Source organism: Rhodovibrio salinarum DSM 9154 (assembly GCF_000515255.1).
GTDB lineage: Bacteria > Pseudomonadota > Alphaproteobacteria > Kiloniellales > Rhodovibrionaceae > Rhodovibrio > Rhodovibrio salinarum.
Map to the genome: position 1 here is coordinate 3,287,829 of NZ_KI911559.1, position 24,316 is coordinate 3,312,144.

At 67.5% G+C, this 24,316-nt stretch carries 18 protein-coding genes and 1 other RNA gene; 17 read left to right on the forward strand and 2 right to left on the reverse strand.

The features are described from left to right. Nucleotides 1-112 precede the first annotated feature (112 nt). The 5 genes from RHOSA_RS25220 to RHOSA_RS22880 all read left to right on the forward strand — a co-directional run bounded on the left by RHOSA_RS25220 (nucleotide 113) and on the right by RHOSA_RS22880 (nucleotide 6,118). A complete protein-coding gene (locus RHOSA_RS25220; RefSeq protein ID WP_037256464.1) occupies nucleotides 113-1,048 on the forward strand; it encodes a sulfurtransferase in 936 nt (311 codons plus the stop codon). A gap of 52 nt (nucleotides 1,049-1,100) precedes the next feature. Next, nucleotides 1,101-2,315 (forward strand): YeeE/YedE family protein, encoded by a 1,215-nt coding sequence (locus RHOSA_RS0115215; RefSeq protein ID WP_244880657.1) that lies wholly within the window; start codon nucleotides 1,101-1,103, stop codon nucleotides 2,313-2,315. Nucleotides 2,316-2,412: 97 nt separating this feature from the next. Continuing rightward, entirely contained in the window at nucleotides 2,413-3,927 is a 1,515-nt protein-coding gene (locus RHOSA_RS22875) for a thioredoxin-like domain-containing protein (RefSeq protein ID WP_081728759.1), read from the forward strand. A gap of 84 nt (nucleotides 3,928-4,011) precedes the next feature. Beyond that, the gene (locus tag RHOSA_RS0115225) at nucleotides 4,012-4,746 is read left to right on the forward strand and encodes a sulfite exporter TauE/SafE family protein (protein ID WP_027289350.1); all 735 of its coding nucleotides are present in this window, start codon (nucleotides 4,012-4,014) and stop codon (nucleotides 4,744-4,746) included. Between the two features lie 85 nt (nucleotides 4,747-4,831). Beyond that, the gene (locus tag RHOSA_RS22880) at nucleotides 4,832-6,118 is read left to right on the forward strand and encodes an MFS transporter (RefSeq protein WP_037256466.1); all 1,287 of its coding nucleotides are present in this window, start codon (nucleotides 4,832-4,834) and stop codon (nucleotides 6,116-6,118) included. 125 nt (nucleotides 6,119-6,243) lie between these two features. Here the strand turns inward: RHOSA_RS22880 and RHOSA_RS0115235 are convergent, their stop codons facing one another. Together RHOSA_RS0115235 and RHOSA_RS22885 are read right to left on the reverse strand one after the other, a co-directional pair. Next, the gene (locus RHOSA_RS0115235; RefSeq protein WP_037256468.1) at nucleotides 6,244-9,903 is read right to left on the reverse strand and encodes a hydantoinase B/oxoprolinase family protein; all 3,660 of its coding nucleotides are present in this window, start codon (nucleotides 9,901-9,903) and stop codon (nucleotides 6,244-6,246) included. Nucleotides 9,904-9,984: 81 nt separating this feature from the next. Then, nucleotides 9,985-10,548, reverse strand: coding sequence for a GNAT family N-acetyltransferase (locus RHOSA_RS22885; protein ID WP_051432196.1), 564 nt, complete (start codon nucleotides 10,546-10,548; stop codon nucleotides 9,985-9,987). A 317-nt stretch (nucleotides 10,549-10,865) separates the two neighbouring features. Here RHOSA_RS22885 and RHOSA_RS25905 point away from each other — a divergent pair, with 317 nt between their 5' ends. The 12 genes from RHOSA_RS25905 (at nucleotide 10,866) to mraY (ending at nucleotide 24,305) form a co-directional block, all read left to right on the forward strand. Next, on the forward strand, nucleotides 10,866-11,660 hold the full coding sequence (locus RHOSA_RS25905; RefSeq protein ID WP_027289352.1) for a TerB family tellurite resistance protein: 795 nt from the start codon (nucleotides 10,866-10,868) through the stop codon (nucleotides 11,658-11,660). 137 nt (nucleotides 11,661-11,797) lie between these two features. Further along, nucleotides 11,798-13,669 (forward strand): ATP-binding cassette domain-containing protein, encoded by a 1,872-nt coding sequence (locus RHOSA_RS0115250; protein WP_027289353.1) that lies wholly within the window; start codon nucleotides 11,798-11,800, stop codon nucleotides 13,667-13,669. 185 nt (nucleotides 13,670-13,854) lie between these two features. Beyond that, entirely contained in the window at nucleotides 13,855-14,745 is an 891-nt protein-coding gene (locus RHOSA_RS0115255; protein ID WP_027289354.1) for a DMT family transporter, read from the forward strand. Nucleotides 14,746-14,764: 19 nt separating this feature from the next. Beyond that, the gene (locus RHOSA_RS0115260; protein WP_027289355.1) at nucleotides 14,765-15,463 is read left to right on the forward strand and encodes an N-acetylmuramoyl-L-alanine amidase; all 699 of its coding nucleotides are present in this window, start codon (nucleotides 14,765-14,767) and stop codon (nucleotides 15,461-15,463) included. A gap of 132 nt (nucleotides 15,464-15,595) precedes the next feature. Beyond that, nucleotides 15,596-16,013: RNase P RNA component class A (gene rnpB / locus RHOSA_RS24535), an RNA gene on the forward strand. A gap of 467 nt (nucleotides 16,014-16,480) precedes the next feature. Beyond that, on the forward strand, nucleotides 16,481-16,897 hold the full coding sequence (locus RHOSA_RS22890; RefSeq protein ID WP_156092758.1) for a division/cell wall cluster transcriptional repressor MraZ: 417 nt from the start codon (nucleotides 16,481-16,483) through the stop codon (nucleotides 16,895-16,897). Beyond that, nucleotides 16,894-17,928, forward strand: coding sequence for a 16S rRNA (cytosine(1402)-N(4))-methyltransferase RsmH (gene rsmH, locus RHOSA_RS0115275; RefSeq protein ID WP_051432198.1), 1,035 nt, complete (start codon nucleotides 16,894-16,896; stop codon nucleotides 17,926-17,928). Before RHOSA_RS22890 ends, rsmH begins: the two co-directional genes overlap by 4 nt. Next, nucleotides 17,925-18,587: a cell division protein FtsL gene (gene ftsL, locus RHOSA_RS24415; RefSeq protein WP_051432199.1), complete on the forward strand. Its 663-nt coding sequence runs from the start codon at nucleotides 17,925-17,927 to the stop codon at nucleotides 18,585-18,587. Before rsmH ends, ftsL begins: the two co-directional genes overlap by 4 nt. 77 nt (nucleotides 18,588-18,664) lie before the next feature. Then, a complete protein-coding gene (locus tag RHOSA_RS22900; protein WP_200371969.1) occupies nucleotides 18,665-20,335 on the forward strand; it encodes a peptidoglycan D,D-transpeptidase FtsI family protein in 1,671 nt (556 codons plus the stop codon). Then, nucleotides 20,322-21,800 carry a UDP-N-acetylmuramoyl-L-alanyl-D-glutamate--2,6-diaminopimelate ligase gene (locus RHOSA_RS0115300; RefSeq protein ID WP_027289359.1) on the forward strand — a complete coding sequence of 493 codons (1,479 nt, stop codon included), beginning with the start codon at nucleotides 20,322-20,324 and terminating at the stop codon, nucleotides 21,798-21,800. The genes RHOSA_RS22900 and RHOSA_RS0115300 overlap by 14 nt, the downstream gene beginning before the upstream one ends. Next, nucleotides 21,797-23,227, forward strand: coding sequence for a UDP-N-acetylmuramoylalanyl-D-glutamyl-2,6-diaminopimelate--D-alanyl-D-alanine ligase (locus RHOSA_RS22905; protein WP_037256472.1), 1,431 nt, complete (start codon nucleotides 21,797-21,799; stop codon nucleotides 23,225-23,227). Before RHOSA_RS0115300 ends, RHOSA_RS22905 begins: the two co-directional genes overlap by 4 nt. Continuing rightward, nucleotides 23,217-24,305: a phospho-N-acetylmuramoyl-pentapeptide-transferase gene (gene mraY / locus RHOSA_RS0115310; protein ID WP_027289360.1), complete on the forward strand. Its 1,089-nt coding sequence runs from the start codon at nucleotides 23,217-23,219 to the stop codon at nucleotides 24,303-24,305. The genes RHOSA_RS22905 and mraY overlap by 11 nt, the downstream gene beginning before the upstream one ends. Nucleotides 24,306-24,316: the final 11 nt, after the last annotated feature.

A 24,316-nucleotide genomic window follows, 5' to 3' on the forward strand; every position in this document is an offset into this window, starting at 1 on the left:
TTCGCCTCCAGGAAAACCGCCGGGGCTTTTCTCTCACTTGCCATGGGGCCATATGCCATTTAAACGTCCTAAGAGATGTAAATTATATAAATTACGGCACGGAGACGTAGAAATGAGCCTCGTACGCCGCTGGATCGCGCCGATCGCGACGGCTGCCGCGCTCGCAATCACTGCTGGCAGCGCGCAGGCCGCCGACGACGCACAGCCGCTGGTCGATGCCGCGTGGGTGCACGCACACAAGGACGACCCGAATGTGGTCGTGCTGGACGTGCGCAACGGCATCACCGGCGATAGCCGTGAGACCTTCGAGGATGGGCATATCCCCGGCGCCGTCTACTCGAACTACAGCACGGCCGGCTGGCGCACCACGCAGGACGGCGTCCCCGGCCAGTTGCCGGAAGTCGGCGAGCTCGAGCAGCTCATCGGCAGCCTTGGCATCGACAACGACGACCATGTCGTCGTCGTGGCCGCGGGAGAGAACGCGCTCGATATGGGCAGCGCCACCCGCGTCTACTGGACCTTCAAGGTGCTGGGGCACGACCAGGTCTCGGTCTTGAACGGCGGCCACGCGGCCTACGCCCAGCAATACGCGCTGGCCGAGGGCTGGACCGCGCCGGAGCCGGCCGAGTTCGCGGGCGAATTGCAACCGCAGTTGATCGCCGACCGCAAGCAGGTAGCAAGCGCCCTGCGCAGCGGCACCGGGCTGATGGACAACCGGCCGCCGGAGCAGTACCGCGGCGAAGCCAAGCACCCCGCCTCCGCCAAGCCGGGTACCCTGCCGGGCGCGCGCAACGTGCCGCAGAGCCGCCTGACCAATGGCGGCACCTTCGCCAGCAAGGAGCAGATCGCCGAGCTGCTGAAGGAAGCCGGCCTGGAGCGCGAGGGCGCGCAGATCACTTTCTGCAACACCGGCCACTGGGCCTCGCTCGGCTGGTTCGCAAGCCACGAGATCCTCGGCAACCAGCAGGCCCGGATGTACGACGGGTCGATGACCGACTGGACCCTGAACGAGGGCGAGGTCGAAGTCGGCGCCGGGCAACGGCAATAGCCCCGCAGCCCCAAACGCCCTCCAGCAACAAAAACCGATAGGAACAATCGTCGTGAGTGCCGTCGATACCACTCCAACCGCGCCCAGCCAGACCGGCCATGGCATCCCGCGGATCAACCGCACGGTCGTGCTCGCCGCGCTCGCCGCAATGACGGCGATCGGCGCGGTCGTGCTGGATACCGCCGGCGGGCGGATGGGCGTCCTGTTCGTGCTGGGCGTGCTGCTGGGCGTCAGCCTGTATCACGCCGCCTTCGGTTTCACGGGCAGTTGGCGCAACTTCCTGGCCGAGCGGCGCGGGGCCGGCCTGCGCGCGCAGATGGTGATGCTGGGCGTCGCAACCCTGATCTTCCTGCCCCTGCTGGCGAACGGGGAGGTGCTGGGACACGGGGTGTCCGGCGCGGTGCAACCGGCCGGCATCTCGGTCATCGTGGGTGCGTTCCTGTTCGGGGTCGGCATGCAGCTCGGCGGGGCCTGCGCCTCCGGCACGCTGTTCACGCTGGGCGGCGGGTCGACTCGCATGGTGGTGACGCTCGCCTTCTTCATTGTGGGCTCCCTCGCGGGGTCGCTGCACTTCCCCTGGTGGTCCGGCACGCCCGCCCTGGGGCGGATCTCGGTGTTGAGCGAGTTTGGCCTGATCGGCGCCATCGCGGTCCAGTTCGCCGTGTTCGCCGCGATCTTCTATGCCACCCGCCGACTGGAAATTGCCCGCCACGGCGAAGCCGCCTCGATCCTGCGCGCGAAGGAGACCGGCGGCATCCGCTGGCTGCAGGGCCCCTGGCCGTTGATCTGGGGCGGCGTGGCGCTCGCCGTGCTGAACGGGCTGGTGCTCGCGGTCGGCGGTTTCCCCTGGTCGATCAGCTTCGGCTTCGCGCTGTGGGGCGCGAAGATCGCCAGCGCCCTGGGCGCCGACCTGTCGCAGACCACCTTCTGGGGCTGGTCGTGGGCGCAGGACGCGCTCAACGCGAGCGTGTTCGCGGACACGATCAGCGTGATGAATTTCGGCATCGTCCTGGGCGCGCTGCTGGCCGCGGGACTGGCGGGCAAATTCGCACCGGCGCGCCGGATTCCCTGGAAGTCCGCGCTGGCGGCCGCGCTTGGCGGGCTGTTGATGGGCTATGGCGCACGCCTCGCCTACGGCTGCAACATCGGCGCCTACTTCTCCGGCATCGCCTCGGGCTCGCTGCACGGCTGGCTCTGGCTGGTCGCCGGCTTGGCCGGCAACGCGCTCGGCGTCAAGCTGCGCCCCATCTTCGCCATGGGCCGCTAGCGGGGAATTCCGGCGGCAGTCCTGGACGTGGACCGCCGCCGGTGCGATATGCGGGCGAAAGGTTCCGTCGCTCACGCTCCCGCGAAAGTCCGCCACCATGCACGACGACGACTATCTGACCCCCGAGCAGACGCCCCCCGAGCAGGAGATCGAACAGCCGCGCGTGCGCGCGCCGGAGATCGACCGGCCGACGTTGGAGTGGTTCAACGTCGACGGTCCGCTCAAGCTGGCCGACCTGCGCGGTAAGCTGGTGATCCTGGACTTCTGGGCGGCCTGCTGCATCAACTGCATGCACGTCCTCCCGGCGCTGCGGACGGTCGAGGCGGCCTATCCGGACGAGGTGGTGGTGATCGGCGTCCACTCGCCCAAGTTCGCCGCCGAACAGCGCCCGGAAAACGTCCGCAAGGCGATCCAGCGCTACGGCATCACCCATCCGGTCGCCAACGACGTCAACTTCGAGCTATGGCAGGAATACGCCGTGCGCGCCTGGCCCACGCTGGTGTTCATCGGCCCGGAAGGGCACGTGATGGGCCAGATGTCGGGCGAGCCGGACGCCGAACGACTGCTCACGGCCGTCTCCGAACTGGTCGAGCAGTGGGACACGCAGGAGCTGCTATCCCCCTCGCCCAGCCCGGGCGCTGAGCAGCCACGGCCGGAGGGCGCGTTCGCCTTTCCGGGCAAGCTGAAACCGATCCCCGACGGCGACCAGACCTGGGCCTTGGCCGATGCCGGGCATCACCAGATCGTTGTGCTGGACGACCAGGGCCATGAGCTGCGCCGTTTCGGGACCGGACAGCCCGGCTTTGCCGACGGCGACGCGAACCGGGCCGCCTTCAACCTGCCCCAGGGCCTGTGCGCCGACGCGCAGTTCATCTACGTCGCCGATACCGGCAACCATGCGATCCGCCGGATCGAACTGGAGAGCGGCAAAACGATTACCCTCGCCGGCACGGGCGAGCGGGGCATGGTGGTCGACGACGACGAGCCGTCACTAGCCGCCGCTCTGGCCTCGCCTTGGGACATCGAGGCCGATGGCGACATCCTCTACATCGCCAACGCCGGCACACATCAGCTGTTGCGCCTGGACGTCGAGGCACGCGTGCTACGGCCACTGGCTGGCAACGGCGGCGAGGACATCGTCGACGGCGACGCGCTGGACGCCCAACTCGCCCAGCCGAGCGGCCTCGCGCTCGACCGCCGGCAGCAGCTGCTCTACTTCGCGGATTCCGAGACCTCCAGCGTGCGCGTACTGGCACTCGGCAACCGCGAGGTCGTGACCCTGGTCGGCGAAGGACTGTTCGACTACGGCTGGGACAACGGCCCGTTCACGATGGCCAAGCTGCAGCACCCGATGGGCGTGGCGCTGGCGAGCGGCGAGGTACTGGTCGCCGATAGCTACAACCAGAAGGCGCGCGTCCTCGATCTCGCGGCCAAGCGGGTCACCGATCTGGACGACGGCTTTGACTGCGCCGACGACGCCTGCATCCCACCGGCCGAGCCCGCCGGCATCTGGGCCGATGGCCCGGACCGCGTGCTGCTGTCCGATACCAACAACCACCGCATCCTGGAATACCTGCGCACCGAACGCCTGTACCGAACCTGGGCGGGATGATCGGCCGGGATAACCGGGCGTAGCCCCGTACCAATCCCGGAACCGAGCTATCCCCAGGCGCGCGGGCATGCTATCGCGCGCGCCATGTTGAACGGGTTGATCGACTCCGCCTTCCCGATCGCCGCTGCGATGGCGATCGTCGCGGGCCTCGTGCGCGGTTTTGCCGGCTTCGGTTCGGCGATGCTGCTGGTGCCCTCGCTCTCGGCGCTGTACGGACCACAGGTGGCGATCCCGATGCTGGGGGTCATGGAACTGGCGGTCGGCGGGCAGTTGCTACCGAAAGCCGCCAAAAGCGCGGAGCCGCATACCGTCGGCTACCTGTCGGCTGGCGCGCTGCTGGGCATCCCGCTGGGCGCCGTGCTGCTGGTGCTGGTCCCGGCGGAACCGATGCGCTGGGCGATCTCCACGTTGATCCTGGTCGCGGTGGGGCTGCTGGTGTTCGGCGTCGGGCGCAAGGGGCCGGCGCGACGCAACGGCACCGTACTGACCGGCGGACTATCGGGCCTAACCGCCGGAGCGACTGGCATGGGTGGGCCGCCCGTGGTGATCTACTTCCTGGCCGGCACCGATGCCGCCGCGTCGATCCGGGCGACCCTGATCTGTTTCTTCCTGTTCACCACCGTCTGGCAAGGCACGGTCTATATCGCCAACGACCTGCTGACCTGGGAGATCGCGGCCAGGGGCGCCCTGCTCTATCCCGGCTTCGCGCTCGGCGCGGTGGCCGGATCGCGACTGTTCACCGGCTCCAAGGAACAGACCTACCGCCGGGTCGCCCTGGTCCTGGTCGCGGCAGTCGCCGTGGTCAGCGTGCTGGTCTAACGAGTCCCCCACAGGACGTGACACCCGGCCGACAGATCGGTTAGAGGGGCGAGCTTGCATCTCACCCGGTCCGTTAGCCAAAGGCATGCACAACAACCCTTACCTGTCCGTCGTAAGCGTCATCCTGGCCACCGCGCTGACCGCGCTTGGCAACGGCATGATGGCCACTTTCGTGCCGGTGCGCCTGAACGCCGAAGGCGTCGGCCAGGATCAGGTCGGCATGGTGGTGACGGCCTATGCCGTCGGCATGCTACTGGGCTGCGTCTATTCCGGCCGCTTCATCCGGCGGGTTGGGCACATCCGGGCGTTCACGGCGTTTGCCGCGATCGGCACGATCACCGCGCTGCTGATGCCGACCTACATTGGCGCGTTCAGTTGGACGCTGTTCCGCGTGGCCAGCGGCTTCTGCACCACCGCGATGTTTATGACCGCGCAGTCCTGGCTGAACGAGGTCACCTGGTCGGAGCGGCGCGGGCGGATCATGTCGCTGTTCTACCTCAGCTACACGGTCGCGCTCGGCCTGGGCGCGCTGATCATGAACCGGGTGGATGCCGGCTCCTCGGTGCCGCTGATGATCCTGGCCGGCCTGTACGCCGCCGCGGTGGTGCCGGTCGCGCTCACCCGGCTGGAGACGCCGCCCCCGCCCGAGCGGATCTCGGTCAAGCTGGTCGAGGTCTACCGCGTCTCCCCAGTCGGGCTGGTCGGCGCCTACGTCTCCGGCTCGCTTGGCATGACCATGCTGGGCGTGGGGCCGATGTACGGCAACGCGATCGGCTTGGACGGCCAGGACATCGCGCTCGCCATGGCGGCGCTGCAGCTCGGCAACCTCGCCATCCAATGGCCGCTCGGCTGGCTGTCCGACCGCACCGACCGGCGTCTGGTGATCGCCGGCGCCACGGCCGCGATCGTGCTGGTCTCCGCCGTGTTGCTGTCCGCGGGCTCGGCGGTGACGCTGCTCGCCCTGATCGGCCTGTTCGCCGTCTGGGGCGGTCTGGCGGAGAGCATCTACGCCGTCTCCACCGCCCACGCCAACGACCGCACGCAGGCCGGCGATTACGTCGTCGTCTCCTCGACCATCCTGGTGACCTGGGCGACCGGCAGCACCGTGGGGCCGATCGTGGCCACCGCGATGCTGCGTGCCTTCGGGCCGGACGGGCTGTGGCTGTTCTTCGTCGCGGTCGGCGCGGTGTTCGCCTTCTTCGTCGTCTGGCGCGCGCTTAAGCGCGAGCAGCCGGACGAGAGCCTGCAGGAAAGCTTCCACGCGCTGCCCGCCTCGCCGCGCCCGCCCGAGTGGTCGCCGAGCGAGCGGGCGGAGGTCGAAGCGGGTTCGGACGCCTACGACGTCATGGAAGGCGCGCAGGATCGAGGGTGAGCCGAAGGATTCACCACCAAGACACGAAGGCACCAAGACGACGTGCCGCCGGATGTCTCTGCGCCTCTGTGGTTCGCCCTTGTTTTGGCCCGCTTGGTGACTTGGTGTCTTGGTGGTGAGCTACCTCACGTCTTCCCGTAACCGCCACCCCCAGGCGTTTCGATCACGAACACGTCGCCTTCGGCCATTTCCACGCGGTCGGTGCCGGACAAGTCCTCGACCGCGCCGTCCTTGCGCTCGACCCAGTTGCGCCCCAGTGCGCCCGGTTCGCCGCCGTCCAGGCCGAAGGGGGCCACCTTGCGGTGGTTGGACAGGATCGCGGCCGTCATCGCCTCGCGGAACTGTAGCCGGCGGTGGGTGCCGTCGCCGCCCACGTGCTTGCCCTTGCCGCCGGAGCCACGGCGGATGTGGAAATCTTCCAGCAGCACCGGGAAGCGCCACTCCAGCACCTCCGGATCGGTCAGGCGGGAGTTGGTCATGTGGGTGTGCACCGCGCTGGTGCCGTCGAAGTCCGGACCGGCGCCGGAACCGCCGCAGATCGTCTCGTAGTACTGATAGCGATCGTTGCCGAAGGTGAAGTTGTTCATCGTCCCCTGTGCGGCCGCCATCACGCCGGTGGCGCCATAGAGCGTGTCGGTGATGGTCTGACTGACCTCGACGTTGCCGGCAACGACCGCCCCCGGGTACTTGGGATTCAGCATCGAGCCCTCGGGGATCACGATCTCCAGCGGCTTGAGGCACCCCTCGTTCATCGGGATGTCGTCGGCGACCAGCGTGCGGAAGACGTAGAGCACGGCCGCGCGCGCCACCGCCTTGGGCGCGTTGAAGTTGTCCGGCCGCTGTGCGCTGGTCCGCGAAAAGTCGATCTTGGCCGTTCGGGCTTTCTTATCGATCGTGACGTCGACCGAGACTTCGGAGCCGTTGTCGAGCGGATAGGTGAAGGACCCGTCCTTCAGCGCGTCCAGCACGCGGCGAACCTGCTCCTCGGCGTTGTCCTGCACATGGCCCATGTAGGCGTGCACGACTTCCAGGCCGAAGGTCTCGACCATCCGGCCAATCTCGCGCACGCCCTTCTCGTTGGCGGCGATCTGGGCCTGCAGGTCGCCGATATTCTGGGTGACGTTGCGCACGGGATAGTCGCCGCTTTCCAGCAGCTCACGCAGCGCCTGCTCCCGGAACTCGCCCTGGTCGACCAGCTTGAAGTTGTCGATCAGCACGCCCTCTTCCTCCACGCGGGTGGAGTTAGGCGGCATCGAGCCCGGCGTGATCCCGCCGACGTCGGCGTGGTGGCCGCGACTGGCGACGTAGAACAGGATCGTCTCGCCGGCCTGGTCGAACACCGGGGTGATCACCGTGATGTCCGGCAGGTGCGTGCCCCCGTTGTAGGGGTCGTTCAGCATGTAGACGTCGCCCTTGCGCAGCTTACCCGCGTTCTCGCGGATCACGGTGCGCACGCTCTCCCCCATCGAGCCGAGGTGGACCGGCATGTGCGGGGCATTGGCGACCAGGTTGCCCTCGGGATCGAACACCGCGCAGGAAAAGTCGAGGCGCTCCTTGATGTTCACCGAATAGGCGGTGTTCTCCAGCGTCGAGCCCATCTGCTCGGCAACCGACATGAAGAGGTTGTTGAACACCTCCAGCATTACGGGATCGACTTGCGTGCCCACCGCGTGCTCGCGGCTCTTGGCCTCCACCCGGTTGAGCACGAGGTGGTTGCGCTCGGTCAGTTCGGCGCGCCAGCCGGGCTCGATCGTGGTGGTCGAATTCGGCTCGATCACGATCGCGGGTCCATCGATCGTCTCGCCCGGCAGCAGGTCGGCGCGGTCATAGACCGGTGTGTCGTGCCACTGGCCATGGGTGTAGAGGCGGACCGTCTCGACAGGCGCCAGCGGCTCGACCGACTTGTCAGGCGTCACCACCGGGTCCTCGGCCTGATCGGTATGGCCGATCACTTCCGTCGAAACAGCCTCCACGATCAAAGGCTTGTCGGGCAGGACGAAGCCGAAGCGCTGCTTGTGCGCGGCCTCGAAGCGCGCGACCAGCTCGTCGTGACGGCCATAGTCGACCACCAGCGCGCTGTCGGTGCCGTCGTAGCGCAGATGCACCCGGCGCACCGTCTCGACCCGGTTCTCGGCCACGCCCTGGCGCTGCATTTCCTGCCGCCCGTCGGCGCCGATCTCCTCCAGCGTCGCCTCGACCTCCGGCAGCACGTCGGCGGAAAAGCCTTTCTCTACCGCCTGTTCGCGCATTACCCGCAGGTCCGCCAGGCCCATGCCATAGGCCGACAGCACGCCGGCAAAGGGGTGCAGGAAAATCCGCGTCATCCCCAGCGTGTCGGCGATATCGCAGGCATGCTGTCCGCCCGCGCCGCCGAAGCAGTTCAGGGTATAGCCGGTGACGTCGTGGCCCTGTTGAATCGAGATCTTCTTGATCGCGTTGGCCATGTTTTCCACCGCGATCCGCCGGAAGCCGTCGGCGACCTCCTCCGGCGCGCGCTTGTCGCCGGTTTCGCGCGAGATCCGTTCGGCCAGTTCCCGGAACTGCGTCTGCACCGCGTCGCCATCCAGCGGCTGGTCGGCGTTCGGGCCGAACACCTTGGGGAAGAAGGCCGGCTGGATGCGCCCCAGCATCAGATTGGCATCCGTCACCGTCAGTGGCCCGCCCCGGCGATAGCAGGCCGGGCCAGGGTTGGCGCCCGCGCTGTCCGGGCCAACGCGGTAGCGGGTGCCGTCGAACTGCAGGATCGAGCCGCCGCCGGCGGCCACCGTGTGGATCTGCATCATCGGCGCGCGCATACGCACGCCCGCGACCTGCGTCTCGAACGCGCGTTCGTAGGCACCGTCGTAGTGCGCCACGTCGGTCGAAGTGCCGCCCATGTCGAAGGAGATCAGCTTGTCGATCCCCGCCATCGCGGCGGTGCGCGCCGCGCCGACGATGCCGCCGGCCGGACCGGACAGGATCGCGTCCTTGCCCTGGAAGAAGTGCGCGTCGGTAAGGCCGCCGTTCGACTGCATGAACATCAGCTGCACGTCGCCCAGCTCGCCCGCGACCTTGTCGACGTAGCGGCGCAGGATCGGCGACAGGTAGGCGTCGACCACCGTGGTGTCGCCCCGGCTGACCAGCTTCATCAGCGGGCTCACCTGGTGGGAGGTCGACACCTGGGTAAAGCCGATCTCCCGGGCGATTTCGGCCACGGTGCGCTCGTGCTCGGGGTAGCGGTAGCCGTGCAGGCAGGCGACCGCGAGCGCCCGGATGCCTTTGTCATAGACCGCCTGCAGGTCGCGCCGGATCGCGTCCGAATCGGGCGCCTTCAGCTCCTCGCCTTCGGCGGTGACGCGCGCGTCAATCTCCACGACCTCGCCGTACAGCAGTTCCGGCAAGTCGATCCGCATGGTGAACAGCTGCGGGCGGTTCTGATAGGCGATCCGCAACTGATCGCGGAATCCCTTGGTGATCGCCAGCGCCGTCGCCTCGCCCTTGCGCTCCAAAAGCGCGTTGGTGGCGACGGTCGTGCCCATCTTGACCGCCTCGATCTGATCGGCGGGGATCGCCTCGCCGGCTTTGAGGCCGAGGAAGTCGCGCACGCCCTGTAGCGCGGCATCGTCGTACTGTTCCGGGTTGTCGGACAGCAGCTTGTGGGTCTTCAGATCGCCGGCGGGCGTGCGCGCCACCACATCGGTGAAGGTGCCGCCGCGATCGACCCAGAACTGCCAGCGGCCCCCGGCCGCACTGCGCTCACTCTCCTGCCCCGGCAGGGTGCCGGCACGCTCGCTGCGCGAGGCCATGCGCACGATCTCCCTGGAAAACGCCTGAAAAGGTGGCGCTTAAGGGAGCAAGCTTTGCCGGCGCGGTCAACGGCGACCGGCTCAGCCGGTGCCGATCGGGCGCGCATCGAGCGGGGTCCACTGGTCGAAGGCGGCCCCGAGAAAGCCGCCACCATGGATCGCGTGCTCCTGGGCCACGGACCAGGCGCTCGGATGCGGCAGGTCGATCGCCAGCTCGGTTTCCTGGCCGTGCGATAGCACGTAGCCGCCCAGCTTCCGGGCAATCCGCTGCATCGGCACGTTGTCGGCGACGCACATCACGATCACCTGACGCATGTGCCGGTTGGTGGCGATCGTGAACGCCCGACGGGTCAATTCGGTACCCAGGCCCTGGCCGCGCCACGACGGCTCGACGGACAAACCGAGTTCGCCGATCTTGCCGGAAGCCCCGGCGGGCACGACCTCCGCCACGCCGCGCACGGCGCCGCCATCGATCCGCCCGAGCAGGATCGTGTCGGCGAAATCCAAGTGCTCTGCGTGATCCGCAGCGGCCTCGGGCGTGATCGGGTAACCGAAGCGTCGACGCCGGGATTCCGGGTCGAGCCGGGCGAGGTGCGCACGGATCGCGGGCCGGTCAGCGGGGGTGAGTTTACGAATGTAGGGCATGGTTGAGACGATGCTTCCGTCAGGGTGTTTGCCGATCGCCGCGTGGCTTACGCGGCCGGCCGCCCCTCACGCACTCAGCGTCCCTCCCCAGGAACGGTGTCGGCGGATGGCGACTCCAGGCCCATCCGCGTCCGTGTCAGCTTAAATGTAGGACTTATTGTGCGCTGCACAAGTGAGCATCCTGTTAACGTGCCATGCGCGGAGCGGTCAGCGGTCTTGCCCGCCCTTGTCCGGGCGTGGAATATGGCCGCACAAGGACTTGCGCGCCGGAGTCACCTGGCGGCGCAGTTGAACCTCGACGGCATGGGCATTGCAGCATGAGTATCTGGGGCAAGATCGTAGGCGGCACCGCAGGCTTCGCGGTGGGCGGGCCGCTGGGCGCCATCCTGGGCGGCCTGGCGGGGCATGCCGTCGACCGGATGCGGGACTCCACCCGCGAACTGACCGACCAGGACACAGATCCGCAGCGTCAGGCCGGCGAGCAGCCGGAAGCCGACCAACACGCCGACGACAACACCAAGAAGATCGCCTTCACCATTGGTGTAATCGTGCTGGGCGCCAAGATGGCCAAGGCCGACGGCGTGGTCACCAAGGACGAAATCCAGGCCTTCCGGCAGGTCTTCCAGGTGCCGCCGGAGGAGGTCAACAACGTTGGCAAGGTGTTCAACCAGGCCCGGCGCGACTCCCGCGGGTTCGAGCCGTACGCCAAGCAGCTCGGGCGGATGTTCAAGGACAACCCGATGGTGCTGGAGGAGGTCCTGGACGGCCTGTTCCACATCGCCCGCGCCGACGGCCAGATCGCCCAGGCGGAACTGGAGTATCTGGAACAGGTCGCGTTCACCTTCGGGTTGGATCAGGAAAGCTGGGAGCGCATCCGCGCGGCCAACGCCGAGGGCGACGGCCACGATCCCTACGAGATTCTGGGCGTCTCCCGCGAGGCCAGCGACGACGAGATCAAGAGCGCCTACCGCCGGCTGGTCCGGGAGAACCACCCGGACACCCTGGTCAGCCAGGGCATGCCCCAGGAATTCATCGACATGGCGAACGAGAAGGTCGCCGCGATCAACGGCGCCTACGAGCAGATTCGCAAGCAGCGCGGCTTGCGGCGCTAGGCGACGGTAGATCGTCCGGAGCACTGTTGGACGCCCCCCGGCCCGATCCGCTATAAGACGCGGCGCTCAATGCCCTCTCCCCCGACATGGAGGAGACGGGGAGCGTTCGTGCCACTCATCCCCAAGAGCTCCGCTGCATGGCGACCAACCCGCCGCTGGTACAGTTCAAGGACGTCCGCCTGGCCCTCGGGCACGAGGTGCTGGCCGACCATGTCGACGTCACGCTCGCTCGCGGCGACCGGGCGTGCCTGGTCGGGCGCAACGGCAGCGGTAAGTCCACCTTGTTGCGCGCCCTGGCAGGCGAGATCGAGGTCGACCGCGGGGAACTGTTCATCCAGCCGGGCGTGCGCACCGCCTACCTGCCGCAGCAGCCCGATCTGCCGCCCGAGCAGAAGGTGCACGCCTACGTCGCCGGCGGCCTGCCGGGAGACGTCGCGCACGAGGACCACCGGGTCGACCAGGTGCTGGCGCGCCTGGACCTGGAGAGCGGACGCCGGCTGGGCACACTGTCCGGCGGCGAGGGACGGCGCGCCGCGCTGGCGCGCACGCTGGTCAGCGAGCCCGACGTGCTGCTGCTCGACGAGCCGACCAACCACCTCGACCTGCCGACGATCGAGTGGCTGGAGGGCGAGCTCAAGCGCTTCAGCGGCACGCTGATTCTGGTCAGCCACGACCGCGCCTTCCTGCGCGCAGTGTCCAACTGCACGCTGTGGCTGGACCGCGGCACCCTGCGCAAGATGGACAGCGGCTTCGAGCAGTTCGACGCCTGGGCCGAGGAGGTCCGCCAGGCCGAGGCCGAGCAGCTTTATCAGCTGAACAAGAAGATCGAGCGCGAGGCGCAGTGGGAGCACGGCGGCATTTCCGGGCGACGTAAGCGCAACCAGCGCCGTCTGGCCGAGCTGCGGGAGATGCGCCAGACCCGCGCGGAAATGTTGAAGGCCAAGCCAGGCGAGATGAGCCTGGAAGTTGCCGAGGCCGAGCGCAGCGGCAAGACGGTGATCGAGGCGGAGCAGATCGCCAAAGCGTTCACACGCGAGGACGGCCAGCGCGTCGAGATCGTGCGCGACTTCTCCACCCGCATCCGCAAGGGCGACCGGATTGGCGTGATCGGCCCCAATGGGGCGGGCAAGACCACGCTGATCAAGATGCTGACCGGCGATCTGGAGCCGGATAGCGGCCAGGTGCGCCATGGCACCAACCTGCAACCGATCTACTTCGACCAGCGCCGGGAAAGCCTGGATCCCGAGAAGACCCTCTGGCAAACGCTGGCGCCGGGCGGTGGCGATACGATCGACGTCGGCGGCAAGGCCCGGCACGTCGTCGCCTATCTGAAGGATTTCCTGTTCGAGGAAGGCCAGGCGCGCCAACCCGTCAAAGCCTTGAGCGGCGGCGAGACCAACCGCCTGCTGCTTGCCCGCCTGTTCGCCCGACGCTCCAATCTGATCGTGATGGACGAGCCGACCAACGACCTGGACGTCGAGACGCTCGACCTCCTGGTCGAGGTTCTTGGGGAATACAACGGCACGCTGCTGTTGGTCAGCCACGACCGCGATTTTCTGGACAAAACCGTGACCAGCGTCGTGGCGATGGAAGGCGACGGTCGGGTCGAGGAATTCCCCGGCGGCTACAGCGACGCGCTGAGCCAGCGTCGCGGGCCCAAGGGCGGCGCGCGCATGGGCGACAAGGCCAAGGCAGACAAGAAGGCCGGCGGCAAAGCAGACCAGAAGGCGTCCGGCAAGCGCGGCTCCGGCGGCAGCCAGGGCAAGCTGTCCTACAAGGAACAGCGCGAGCTCGACGAGCTACCGGACAAGATCGAGAAGCTGCAACAGGGCATCGACGACCTGCAGGCCAAACTCTCCGATCCCGGCTTCTTCAAACGCGACCCCGACGGTTACCAGCAAGCCACCGAGGATCTGCAACGGGCCCAGCGCGCCCTCGAGAAAGCCGAGACCCGCTGGCTGGAGCTGGAGGAACGCCGCGAGGCGCTGGCGCAGGGGACGGGTTCCTAGTCCTAGATCGCCGACGTTCTAGGACCTTTGCGCCCAACGCATCTCAGAATCGCCCGTGTCGGTTTCCGGGTACCCGCCGGTGTGGGTTAGATATCGACTAGCCCTTCCCGTGTCGCGCGCCCTGCCAGCGGCAATAACGCTAATCCTCGACCACGCGCTACCGTCATTTAACCTCTGGATCCTTCATGCGCCTTGCCGTCCGCCCGCTCGACCTGTTCGGATTCATCGCGATCATGATCGTCTGGGGCAGCAACTTTGCCGTCTCCAAGGTCGGATTGCAGGAGTTGCCGCCGATCCTGCTGGTCGGCCTGCGCTTCATGATCGTCGCCGCCCTCCTGGTGCCGTTTGTGAAGGTGCCGAAGGGCAAGCTGCTCGGTGTCTTTGCCGTTTCGGTCGTGCTCGGGTTTCTGCACTTCTCGCTGATGTTCACCGGTCTGACCGGGATCGACGCCTCCACCGCGGCGATCTCGATCCAGTTGCAGGTGCCGTTCGCTGCAATCCTGGCGGCGTTGGCGTTCGGCGAAACGGTGGGCTGGCGCCGCGCGCTCGGCATGGCGATCGCCTTCGCCGGCGTAGCCGTGATCGCAGGGGAACCACGGCTGGACGGGGCTTATGGGTCGCTTGCGCTGGTGCTCTCCGCCGCCTTGGTCTGGGCGGTGGCAAACGTGCTGGTCAAACGCCTGGACGATATCAACGGCACGCAGCTCAATGCCTATATGGCCGCCTTCGCATTCCCGCAGTTGTTCTTCGCCTCCTTCCTGCTGGAAGGCGGGCAGTGGGATGCGCTGGCCAGCGCGGACTGGCTGACTGTCGGCTTGGTGCTGGCGTACCAGTCCGTGATCGTGGTCGTCTTGGGCTATGGGCTGTGGTACGCCCTTCTGGGACGCTACGACGTTAATATCGCGATGCCGTTCACGCTCATGGTCCCCTTCTTCGGCGTGGCGAGCGGCGTAATCGCGCTCGGCGAACCGCTGACCTGGCGGCTGCTCGCCGGAGGCGCGATGACGGTGATCGGGGTCGGGATCGTCACCATCCGCCGCCCGCGCGTGACCGGCCCAACGCTGGAGCGGACTTAGCCCGGGACGCAAGGCGCACATGGCTCAGCCGGTCGATCACCCCTCCCCTAACCATGAACCGCGGCCGGACGGCGTGGCCGTCGATATCCTGCTGCTCCACTATACCGGAATGCTGACCGGCACGGCGGCGCTGGACCGGCTGTGCCAGCCGGAGGCCAAGGTTTCCGCACACTACCTTATCGAGGAAGACGGCCAGATCGTTCGCCTGGTGCCGGAAGACCGGCGCGCCTGGCACGCGGGCGTCGCCTGCTGGGCCGGCCAGACGAACATCAATGACCGATCCATCGGGATCGAGTTGGTCAATCCCGGTCACGAGTTCGGCTATCGTGCCTTCCCGGAGGCGCAGATGGCCGCGCTGATAGAGCTGTCCCAAGCCATCCGCACGCGCCATCCCATCCCGTCCCACAGAGTCCTGGGCCATAGCGACGTGGCGCCCGCCCGCAAGCAGGATCCGGGCGAGCTGTTCGACTGGCCGCGCCTCGCCGATTATGGCCTTGGGGTTTGGCCACAAGAGGTGGTGGAACCGTCCAGGCTCCCCGACCTCGAGTGGTTCTTGGCGTGCCTGGAGCGCGTCGGCTACTGCCCCAGTGCCGATCCCGCCATCCTGCTGACCGCCTTTCAGCGCCACTTCCGCCCTGAAGCGGTCACGGGCGCGCCCGACACCGCCACGGCCGCCCGCCTGACCGGCTTGCTGCAGGTTCTGGACCACGCAGGCTAGCCCGATCCGACCTGTCGTACCGTCCCATGCCATCCCATGGGACACCATGGGACGCCCCGACATGGGATTTCATGGGACGGCGTCCAAGTCCGCTTGCGCGAAGCCTCAGACTTGCTTACCTCCGGGGTCGGACCAGACGGCCGGACGGTCGCTCTTCCGCGCCTGAACGCGCGGAAGGGAGGAAAGTCCGGGCTCCACGGAAGCGCGGTGCCGGGTAACGCCCGGCGGGGGCGACCCCAGGGAAAGTGCCACAGAAAGCAAACCGCCCATGGCCCGGCGCATGGCGCCGAGTGCCCATCGGGTAAGGGTGAAAGGGTGCGGTAAGAGCGCACCGCGCCCCTGGTGACAGGGGCGGCACGGTAAACCCCACCGGGAGCAAGACCAGATAGGGGCGGCATGTCGGGGCCTTTGCGCCCCGACAGGTGAGCTTCCGCACCGCTGCCCGGGTAGGTCGCGCGAGGCGTCCGGCAACGGACGTCCCAGAGGAATGGCCGTCGCCCGCCGGTGTCACCGGCGGGTACAGAACCCGGCTTACAGGCCGTCTGGTCCGCTTTATTAGCGTCAATATTGATCGATTGTATTGCCCCTATTTGCGACGGATAGGGGTGGCGCGCGTCATATCCACAACTTGCGGGACCACAAGTCGTCTACGGCCGCCCCAGGGCGCTGTGGAAGCAATCTTCTATGAGAACATAAGAGGAACACCGTTCATGTGTCACATGAACTCGGCTGTGACCAGGTTGTGAAAGTCGCCGCCGGTCACTTGCGTCGAGTCGACCGAAAGGCATCGCAGCAAAGACCGGAAAATCCTTGATTTTAAGCTCTCCTTTACTTGGGCGGTGCATTGACACCCATATAGGCCCATGCTATCCCATGAAATCCCATGCAGGGCCATGGCAACCCAATTAAAACCCAGACCACGACGGCTGGGCCCATGGGACGCCACAAGGGGGTCGCCCGGTGCCGCAGGCATTCATTGGTTCCGCCAAGGCAAACAAAGTCGACCGGAAGGGACGCGTGTCCGTTCCGGCGGCTTTTCGTAAGGCCGTGGCGGGTCAGGAATTCCACGGCATCTACGTCTACGCCCACTACCTGCGTCCGGCACTGGTGGCGTTTGGTGAGGAGCGTATGGCGAAGTACATGAACGACCTGGAGGAACTGGACGAGTTCTCGGAGGAGTACGAGGAGCTCGCACAGGTCGTGTTCTCCGATGCCGAGCCGCTGTCGTTCGACGGCGAGGGTCGGATCATGCTGCCCAAGCACCAGATGGAACACGCCGGCATCGACGAGGCGGCGGCGTTCGTCGGCCGTGGCCTGACTTTCGAGATCTGGAACCCCGAAACCTATGCCGAGCAGCGCGAGGCCGCCCGCGAGCGCGCCGCGAAGAAGGGAATCGGGCCGAAGAAGAAGCAGAAGGTGGAGGCGGAAGCATGATGGCGCGCGCCCCCGCCGACTCTCACCTTACGCCGCAGGCGACCCAGCCGGGCGGCCATGTCCCCGTCATGCTGGCGGAGGTGCTGGACGCGCTGCAGCCAGCCGACGGCGGCATCTACCTCGACGCCACCTTCGGCCTGGGCGGCTATGCCAAGGGTATCCTGGATTCTGCCGCCTGCACCGTCTGGGGTCTCGATCGCGACCCGCAGGCGATCGCGCGCGGTCAGGCCATGACGGAGGCGGAAGACGGTCGCCTGCATCTCGCCGAAGGGCGCTTCGGCGCGCTGGACCGGGTTCTGGAAGAGCGCGGCGTGGCCCCGGTGGACGGCATCGCGTTCGACTTGGGGGTGTCCTCTCCGCAGTTGGACGTTGCCGAGCGCGGCTTCTCTTTCCGCTTCGACGGCCCGCTCGACATGCGCATGGGATCGGATGGGCCGACCGCCGCCGATGTCGTCAACGAGCTGGCGGAAGGCGATCTGGCCCGGATCGTGCGCGACTACGGCGAAGAGAAGAAGGCCCGACGAGTCGCCCGCGCGATCACCCAGGCCCGCGGCGACAAACCGATTCAACGCACCGGCGAGCTGGCCGAAATCGTGCGCGGCGCCGTCGGCCACGCCAGGGGCAAGGCGAAGGCGCACGAGATCGATCCGGCCACCCGCACCTTCCAGGCGATCCGGATTTACGTGAACGACGAGCTGGGCGAGCTAGAGCGCGGCCTTGCCGCGGCCGAACGCGCGCTTAAGCCGGGCGGCCGGCTGGCGGTAGTCTCCTTCCACTCGCTGGAGGACCGCGCGGTCAAACAGTTCCTACGCACCCGCAGCGGCGACGTCCCACGGGCATCCCGGCACAGCCCCGACCCGGACCCGGCGGACCGGCTGCCGGAGCCGACCTTTCGCGTTCTGTTCCGCCAGGCCAAGAAGCCGCGAGCAGACGAAGCCGAGACCAATCCCCGGGCACGTTCCGCCCGGCTGCGCGCCGCCGAGCGCACGGCCGCGCCGGCCTGGGCCAACTTCGAAGAGGGCCGGGCATGAGCGTCGTGCGCGTGTCACTGGTAATTTGGCTGATCGTCGCGGGCGCGGTCGCGCTCGGGCTGTATCAGGTGAAGTATGAGGTGCAGCGCCTGGAGGAGGAGTTGCATCAGGTGCGCAACGACATCCGTCAGGACCGTATGGCCCTGCATGTGCTGGAAGCGGAGTGGGCCTACCTGAACCGGCCGGAACGCCTGGAACGCCTGGCGTCGAAGCACCTCGACATGGGTCCGGGTAACGCCAAGCAGGTCGCCGCCGTGTCCGCCCTGCCCCCACGGATCACCGAGTCCGAGGAGCGCGTGCGCTATGCCGCCGCCAGCAGCGACAACGGCGAAGATGCCATGCCGTTGCCCCAGGCCAAGCCCTGGTCGCTGGAACAGCCGATCTATGCGCGTGCCGAACAACGCCAGCCACGCCGCGGCGTGAACACCCCGCTGGTGCAGGCCACCGCACAGGTCGCCGCGCGCCAGACGACCACGCCTCGCAAGAACGCCGGGAACCAAAACAACACCCGGAGCCATAACAACACGGCCGGTCAGGTCGGACAGTCGGACGAGTCCCAGCGACTCACCTCCAAGGCGTCGCCGCCGCGCTCCAGCCCACCTGTACAACGGGCCATCGCGGTCGGCGACGTTCTGATCAAGGTGGGGGTCCGCCAATGAGCCGTCGGCGCCATGCGCCCTGTGCCCCACATGACTACAGCCAACGACCGGCGGGCCCTGTCCGCCGGGCGTTGCGTTTGGATGGCACCCGCAAGGAGGTGCTGGAGACCGGGCGTACCCGACTCTTGGTCGCGGGTATCGTGTTCGCTGTTGCCTTTTCGGCGATCAGCGTCCGCGTGCTCGAACTCGCGGTCCTGAGCGGTGGCGCCGCGCGCGACCTGGCGACCCGCGCGGACGGCGCGCCCCCGGCACAGACCCGCGCGGATATCGTGGACCGCAACGGCCATGTGCTGGCGACCACCCTGCCGGTGGCCTCGCTCTATGCCGACCCGCGGGAAGTCAACGATCCGGCAAAGGTCGCCAACCTTCTGGCACCGATCCTGACCGAGTCCACCGCAGCCGAGCTGCAGGCGCTGCTCGACAGCACCAAGCATTTCGTCTGGCTGGAGCGCAAGCTGACCCCGCGCCAGCAGTACAAGATCAACCGCCTTGGTATTCCGGCGTTGCGGTTCCAGGAGAGCGAGCAGCGCTTCTACCCCTACGGCGAGCTGACCGCGCACGCGGTCGGCTACACCAACGTCGACGGCAAGGGCATTGCGGGGATCGAACAGTCGTTCAATCAGTTGCTCAAGGATTCCAACCAGCCCCTGCAACTGTCCCTCGACGTGCGCGTGCAGCACATCCTGATGGAGGAGCTGCGCGCCAAGATGGAGGAGTTTGAAGGCATCGGCGCGGCCGGTCTGGTGATGGACGTGCGCACCGGCGAGCTGCTGGCGATGGGGTCCCTGCCCACCTTCGATCCGCACGAACCTGGCCGGGCAAGCGACGACGCGACCTTCAACCGCGCCACGCTCGGCATCTACGAGATGGGCTCGACCTTCAAGATCTTCTCCATCGCCGCGGCGCTGGAAGCCCACTCGGTCAAGCTGTTCGACAAGTTCGACGTCTCCGAACCGCTGCACAAGGCCGGCTTCACGATCCGCGACTACAAGCAGAAGGATGGCAAGCTCACCGTTCCGCAGATCTTCATGTACTCGTCCAACATCGGGACGGCGAAGATCGCGATGCAAATGGGCAAGGAAGTCCAGCAGACCACGCTGCGCGACCTCGGCCTGACCCGTCCGGTCAACCTGGAACTGCCGGAGATCGGCACGCCCATGGTGCCCCATCCCTGGCGCGACATCAGCACCGTCACGGTCTCCTACGGCCATGGCATCGCGGTCAACGCGGTGCAGCTGGCCAGTGCCGTCAGCGCCACGGTAAATGGCGGCCACCGCCACTCCCCGACCCTGCTTCGGCGCGATCCCGAGGACGTCGGCGCGGGGAAGACGGTATTCTCGGCCAAGACCAGCGAGCAGATGCGCCAACTGATGCGCCTGGTGGTCGAATACGGTACCGGCAAGAACGCCGATGCCTACGGCTACCGCGTGGGCGGCAAGACCGGCACCGCCGACAAGCAGAAAAACGGCCGTTACAGCAACGCGAAGATCTCCTCCTTCGTCGGCGCCTTTCCGATGGACGATCCGCGCTATGTCGTCTTCGCCATGGTCGACGAGCCTAAAGGGCAGGAACACACCTTCGGCTATGCCACGGGCGGCTGGGTGGCCGCGCCGGTGGTCAAGAACGTGATCGAGCGCATGGGCCCGATGCTGGGCATCCAACCGCATCCGGCCAATATGCCGAAAAAGGAGAACCACCCGCTTCTGGTCAACGCAGAGGGCGAGGACGAGCGGGTTGCATCTAACTGATCTGATCGACCGCACGGCAGGTACGCACATGGCGTCCGGGACGACGCGACAGATCGATATTACCGGCCTGACCGCGGACAGTCGCGCGGTCCGGGAGGGGTATCTGTTCGCGGCAATCCCCGGCACGCGCGCCGACGGCCGGCAATTCATCGCCGATGCCGTCGCGAACGGTGCGCGTGCCGTGCTCGCGCCCGAGGACACGCAGCTCGATGCGGGCGTGAACGCCACGCTGGTCGAGGCGACGGACGTGCGCAGCGCCTTCGCCCGCATGGCCGCCGCCTTCTACGGCCGGCAACCCGCCTTCATCGCGGCCGTCACCGGAACCAACGGCAAGACCAGCGTCGCCACCTTCGCCCGGCAGCTATGGACGCGCGCCGGCGAACAGGCGGCCAGCGTCGGCACGCTGGGACTCGTTCCGGAAATCGCCGACAGTCCGGGCAAACTGACCACACCGGATCCGGAGGCCCTGCACCGCTGCCTTGCGCAGCTGGCCGACCAGGGCGTTCACCGCTTGGCGATCGAGGCGTCCAGCCATGGCCTGGATCAGGCGCGCCTCGACGGACTCCAGGTCTCCGCCGCGGCGTTCACCAACCTGACCCAGGATCATCTGGACTACCACGGCACGCTGGACGCCTATCTCGCGGCCAAGCTGCGGCTGTTCAGCCATCTGCTGCAGGACGGTGGCACGGCCGTGGTCAACGCCGATTCCCAGCACGCCGGCGCCGTGCTGGAAGCGTGCCGGACGCGCAACCTAACGGTGTGGACCTACGGCGAGGCCAAGACGAGCGACATCCGCCTGGCGGCCCGACAGCCGACCCTGGCGGGCCAGCACCTCGAGCTGGACCTGTTCGGCGATAGTGCGCGCGTGCAGCTGCCGCTGGTCGGCAAGTTCCAGGCGATGAACGCGCTCGCGGCCCTGGGGCTGGTGTTGGCAAGCGGCCTGGACCGTGACGCCGCGCTCGCCGGGATGGCGGCGCTGGAAGGCGTCCCGGGGCGCCTGCAGCGGGTCGCGGAAACACCGTCAGGCGGACAGGTGTTCGTCGACTATGCCCACACCCCGGACGCGCTGGAGACGGTGCTGCAGGCGCTGCGCCCGCACGTCGGCCGGCGGCTGATCTGCATCTTCGGCTGCGGCGGCGACCGCGACCGCGGCAAACGCCCGATCATGGGCGAGATCGCCGCCCGCCTTGCCGAGGAAGCGATCGTCACCGACGACAACCCGCGCAGCGAGGATCCGGCTGCGATTCGCCAGGAGATCCTGGCCGCCGCACCGGACTCGCGAGAGGTCGACGACCGCGCCCGCGCGATCCGCGAGGCGATCGCCGAGATGGACGACGGCGATCTCCTTTTGATTGCCGGAAAGGGTCATGAAACCGGCCAAATCGTTGGCGATCAAACCCTGCCGTTCGACGACGCGGAGGTCGCGCGAGCGGCCATCGCGCAACTGAAGGCAGGACACCCATGACCGAACCGCTCTGGACGGCCCAGAACGCCGCCAAAGCCACCCGCGGCACCGCGACCGGCGACTGGCACGCCACCGGCATGTCAATCGACACCCGCACGATTCAGCCAGGCGATCTGTTCGTCGCGCTCCGCGGTCCGTCGTTCGACGGCCACCGCTTCGCCGCCGACGCGCTGTCGAAGGGCGCGGCTGCGGTGATGATCGACCACGTCCCGGACAACCTGCCGGCCGATGCCAAGACATTGCGGGTGACGGACACGCAAGCCGGGCTGGAAGCCCTGGGTGCCGCCGGCCGGGCTCGGGCACGCGCCAAAGTGCTGGCGATCACCGGCAGCGTCGGCAAGACCGGCACGAAGGAAGCGCTACGCCACGCGCTGAGCACACAAGGCAAGACGCACGCATCGTCCGCCAGCTTCAACAACCACTGGGGCGTGCCGCTGTCGCTGGCGCGCCTGCCGCAGGACGCCGCCTATGCCGTGTTCGAACTGGGCATGAACCATCCAGGCGAGATCGGCGCACTGGTCCGTCAGGTCCGTCCACACGCCGCGCTGATCACCACGGTCGTCGCCGCCCACCTCGGCAACTTCGATTCCGAAGAAGCGATCGCCGACGCCAAGGCGGAGATTCTGGAGGGCCTGCTCAACGGCGGCACCGCCGTGCTGAACCGCGACAACGTACATTTCGCGCGGCTCGAACGGGCGGCACGGGAGCAGCAGATCAGCCACGTCGCCACCTTCGGCGAAGCTGGCGAGGCGGACGTCCGGCTGCTGAGTGCGGACTGCCACGCCAACGCGAGCGATGTCCACGCGGTGGTGCACGGTTTGGAACTGCACTTCCGGGTTGCCCTGCCCGGCCGTCATTGGGTGACCAACACGCTCGGCGTGCTCGCCATGGTGCACGCGGTGGACGGGGACGTCCGCCAGGCAGCCGACAGTTTCGCCACCTTGACCTCGGCCACCGGTCGCGGCGCCCGCCGGCACATCCAGCTGGCCGCCGGGACATTCGAGCTGATCGACGACAGCTACAACGCCAACCCAACCTCGATGGCCGCGGCGTTCGACGTTCTGGGGCGCGCGGAGTTGGGACCGGACGGCCGGCGGATCGCCGCGCTGGGCGACATGCTGGAACTGGGCCTGCACAGCGCGGAGCTGCACGCCGGTCTCGCCGCGCCGATCGAGCAGGCGGGCATCCACCTCGTCTTCACCTGCGGGGCCGAAATGGCCGCGCTCGAAGCCGCGCTGCCGGCGCCGCTGTGCGGCGGGCACGCCGAGGACTCCGAAGCTTTGGGCGCGCTTGTCGCCGCCAACGTGCGCGCGGGCGATGTCGTGCTGGTGAAGGGATCGGCCGGGGCGAAAATGGGCCGGGTCATACGCGCGCTCGACGCGCTGGACCAGACGAACGGCAGCCAGGAGGGCAGCCATGCTTCATAACCTTCTGACCCCGCTGTCGGACGAGTTCATCTTCTTCAACCTGTTCCGCTACCTGACCTTCCGGTCGGGCGCGGCGGTGCTGACGGCGCTGGTCGTCTCGTTCGTGCTGGGTCCGGCGGTGATCCGCTGGTTGAAGAAGAAGCAGCGCGAGGGTCAGCCAATCCGCGACGACGGCCCCGAGAGCCACCTCGTCACCAAACAGGGCACGCCGACCATGGGCGGCGTCTTGATCCTACTGGCGGTGGCGATCTCGACCCTGCTGTGGGCAGACCTGAGGAACGGCTACGTCTGGGTGATCCTGTTCATCACCACCGGTTTCGGGCTGGTCGGCTTCGCCGACGACTACCTGAAGCTCACCCGGCGCAGCCACAAGGGCGTCTCGAGCCGAATCCGCCTGGCCGTGGAAATCGCGATCAGCCTGATCGCGGCCGTCTGGGTGATCCACCTGACCGGCGCGCAGCTCGATACCGCGCTCGCGGTTCCGCTGTTCAAGGACGTGCTGTTCGATTTGGGCTGGTTCTTCGTCGCCCTGATGGTGTTCGTCGTCGTCGGGGCCTCAAACGCGGTCAACCTGACCGACGGCTTGGACGGCTTGGCGATCGTGCCGGTGATGATCGCCGCCGGCTGCTTCGCCCTGATCAGCTATCTGGTCGGCAATGCCGTGTTCGCCGACTATCTGCAGCTACACTTTGTCGAGGGCACGGGCGAGCTGGCGGTCTTCTGCGCTGCGCTGGTCGGCGCCAGCCTTGGGTTCCTGTGGTTCAACGCCCCGCCGGCGATGGTGTTCATGGGCGACACCGGCTCGCTGTCGGTCGGCAGTGCGCTGGGCGGCATCGCAGTGATCACCAAGCACGAACTGGTGCTGGCGGTCATCGGCGGACTGTTCGTTCTGGAGACCGTGTCGGTGATCGTGCAGGTCGCCAGCTACAAGCTGTTCGGCAAGCGCGTCTTCCGGATGGCTCCGCTGCATCACCACTTCGAGAAGAAGGGGTGGCGCGAGGAGACCATCGTCGTCCGCTTCTGGATCATCGCCGCGATCCTGGCGCTGATCGGCCTGTCCACACTGAAGCTGCGGTAGGGAGGCGCTTG

What these genes read in the sequence shown, in the direction of transcription:
- RHOSA_RS25905 (WP_027289352.1), top strand. Translation starts at nt 10,866, where the DNA reads ATGAGTATCTGGGGCAAGATCGTAGGCGGCACCGCAGGCTTCGCGGTG.
- RHOSA_RS22905 (WP_037256472.1), top strand. Translation starts at nt 21,797, where the DNA reads ATGACCGAACCGCTCTGGACGGCCCAGAACGCCGCCAAAGCCACCCGC.
- RHOSA_RS0115260 (WP_027289355.1), top strand. Translation starts at nt 14,765, where the DNA reads ATGGCTCAGCCGGTCGATCACCCCTCCCCTAACCATGAACCGCGGCCG.
- RHOSA_RS25220 (WP_037256464.1), top strand. Translation starts at nt 113, where the DNA reads ATGAGCCTCGTACGCCGCTGGATCGCGCCGATCGCGACGGCTGCCGCG.
- RHOSA_RS22880 (WP_037256466.1), top strand. Translation starts at nt 4,832, where the DNA reads ATGCACAACAACCCTTACCTGTCCGTCGTAAGCGTCATCCTGGCCACC.
- rsmH (WP_051432198.1), top strand. Translation starts at nt 16,894, where the DNA reads ATGATGGCGCGCGCCCCCGCCGACTCTCACCTTACGCCGCAGGCGACC.
- RHOSA_RS0115235 (WP_037256468.1), bottom strand. Translation starts at nt 9,903, where the DNA reads ATGGCCTCGCGCAGCGAGCGTGCCGGCACCCTGCCGGGGCAGGAGAGT.
- RHOSA_RS0115225 (WP_027289350.1), top strand. Translation starts at nt 4,012, where the DNA reads ATGTTGAACGGGTTGATCGACTCCGCCTTCCCGATCGCCGCTGCGATG.
- mraY (WP_027289360.1), top strand. Translation starts at nt 23,217, where the DNA reads ATGCTTCATAACCTTCTGACCCCGCTGTCGGACGAGTTCATCTTCTTC.
- RHOSA_RS0115255 (WP_027289354.1), top strand. Translation starts at nt 13,855, where the DNA reads ATGCGCCTTGCCGTCCGCCCGCTCGACCTGTTCGGATTCATCGCGATC.
- ftsL (WP_051432199.1), top strand. Translation starts at nt 17,925, where the DNA reads ATGAGCGTCGTGCGCGTGTCACTGGTAATTTGGCTGATCGTCGCGGGC.
- RHOSA_RS22885 (WP_051432196.1), bottom strand. Translation starts at nt 10,548, where the DNA reads ATGCCCTACATTCGTAAACTCACCCCCGCTGACCGGCCCGCGATCCGT.
- RHOSA_RS22875 (WP_081728759.1), top strand. Translation starts at nt 2,413, where the DNA reads ATGCACGACGACGACTATCTGACCCCCGAGCAGACGCCCCCCGAGCAG.
- RHOSA_RS0115250 (WP_027289353.1), top strand. Translation starts at nt 11,798, where the DNA reads ATGGCGACCAACCCGCCGCTGGTACAGTTCAAGGACGTCCGCCTGGCC.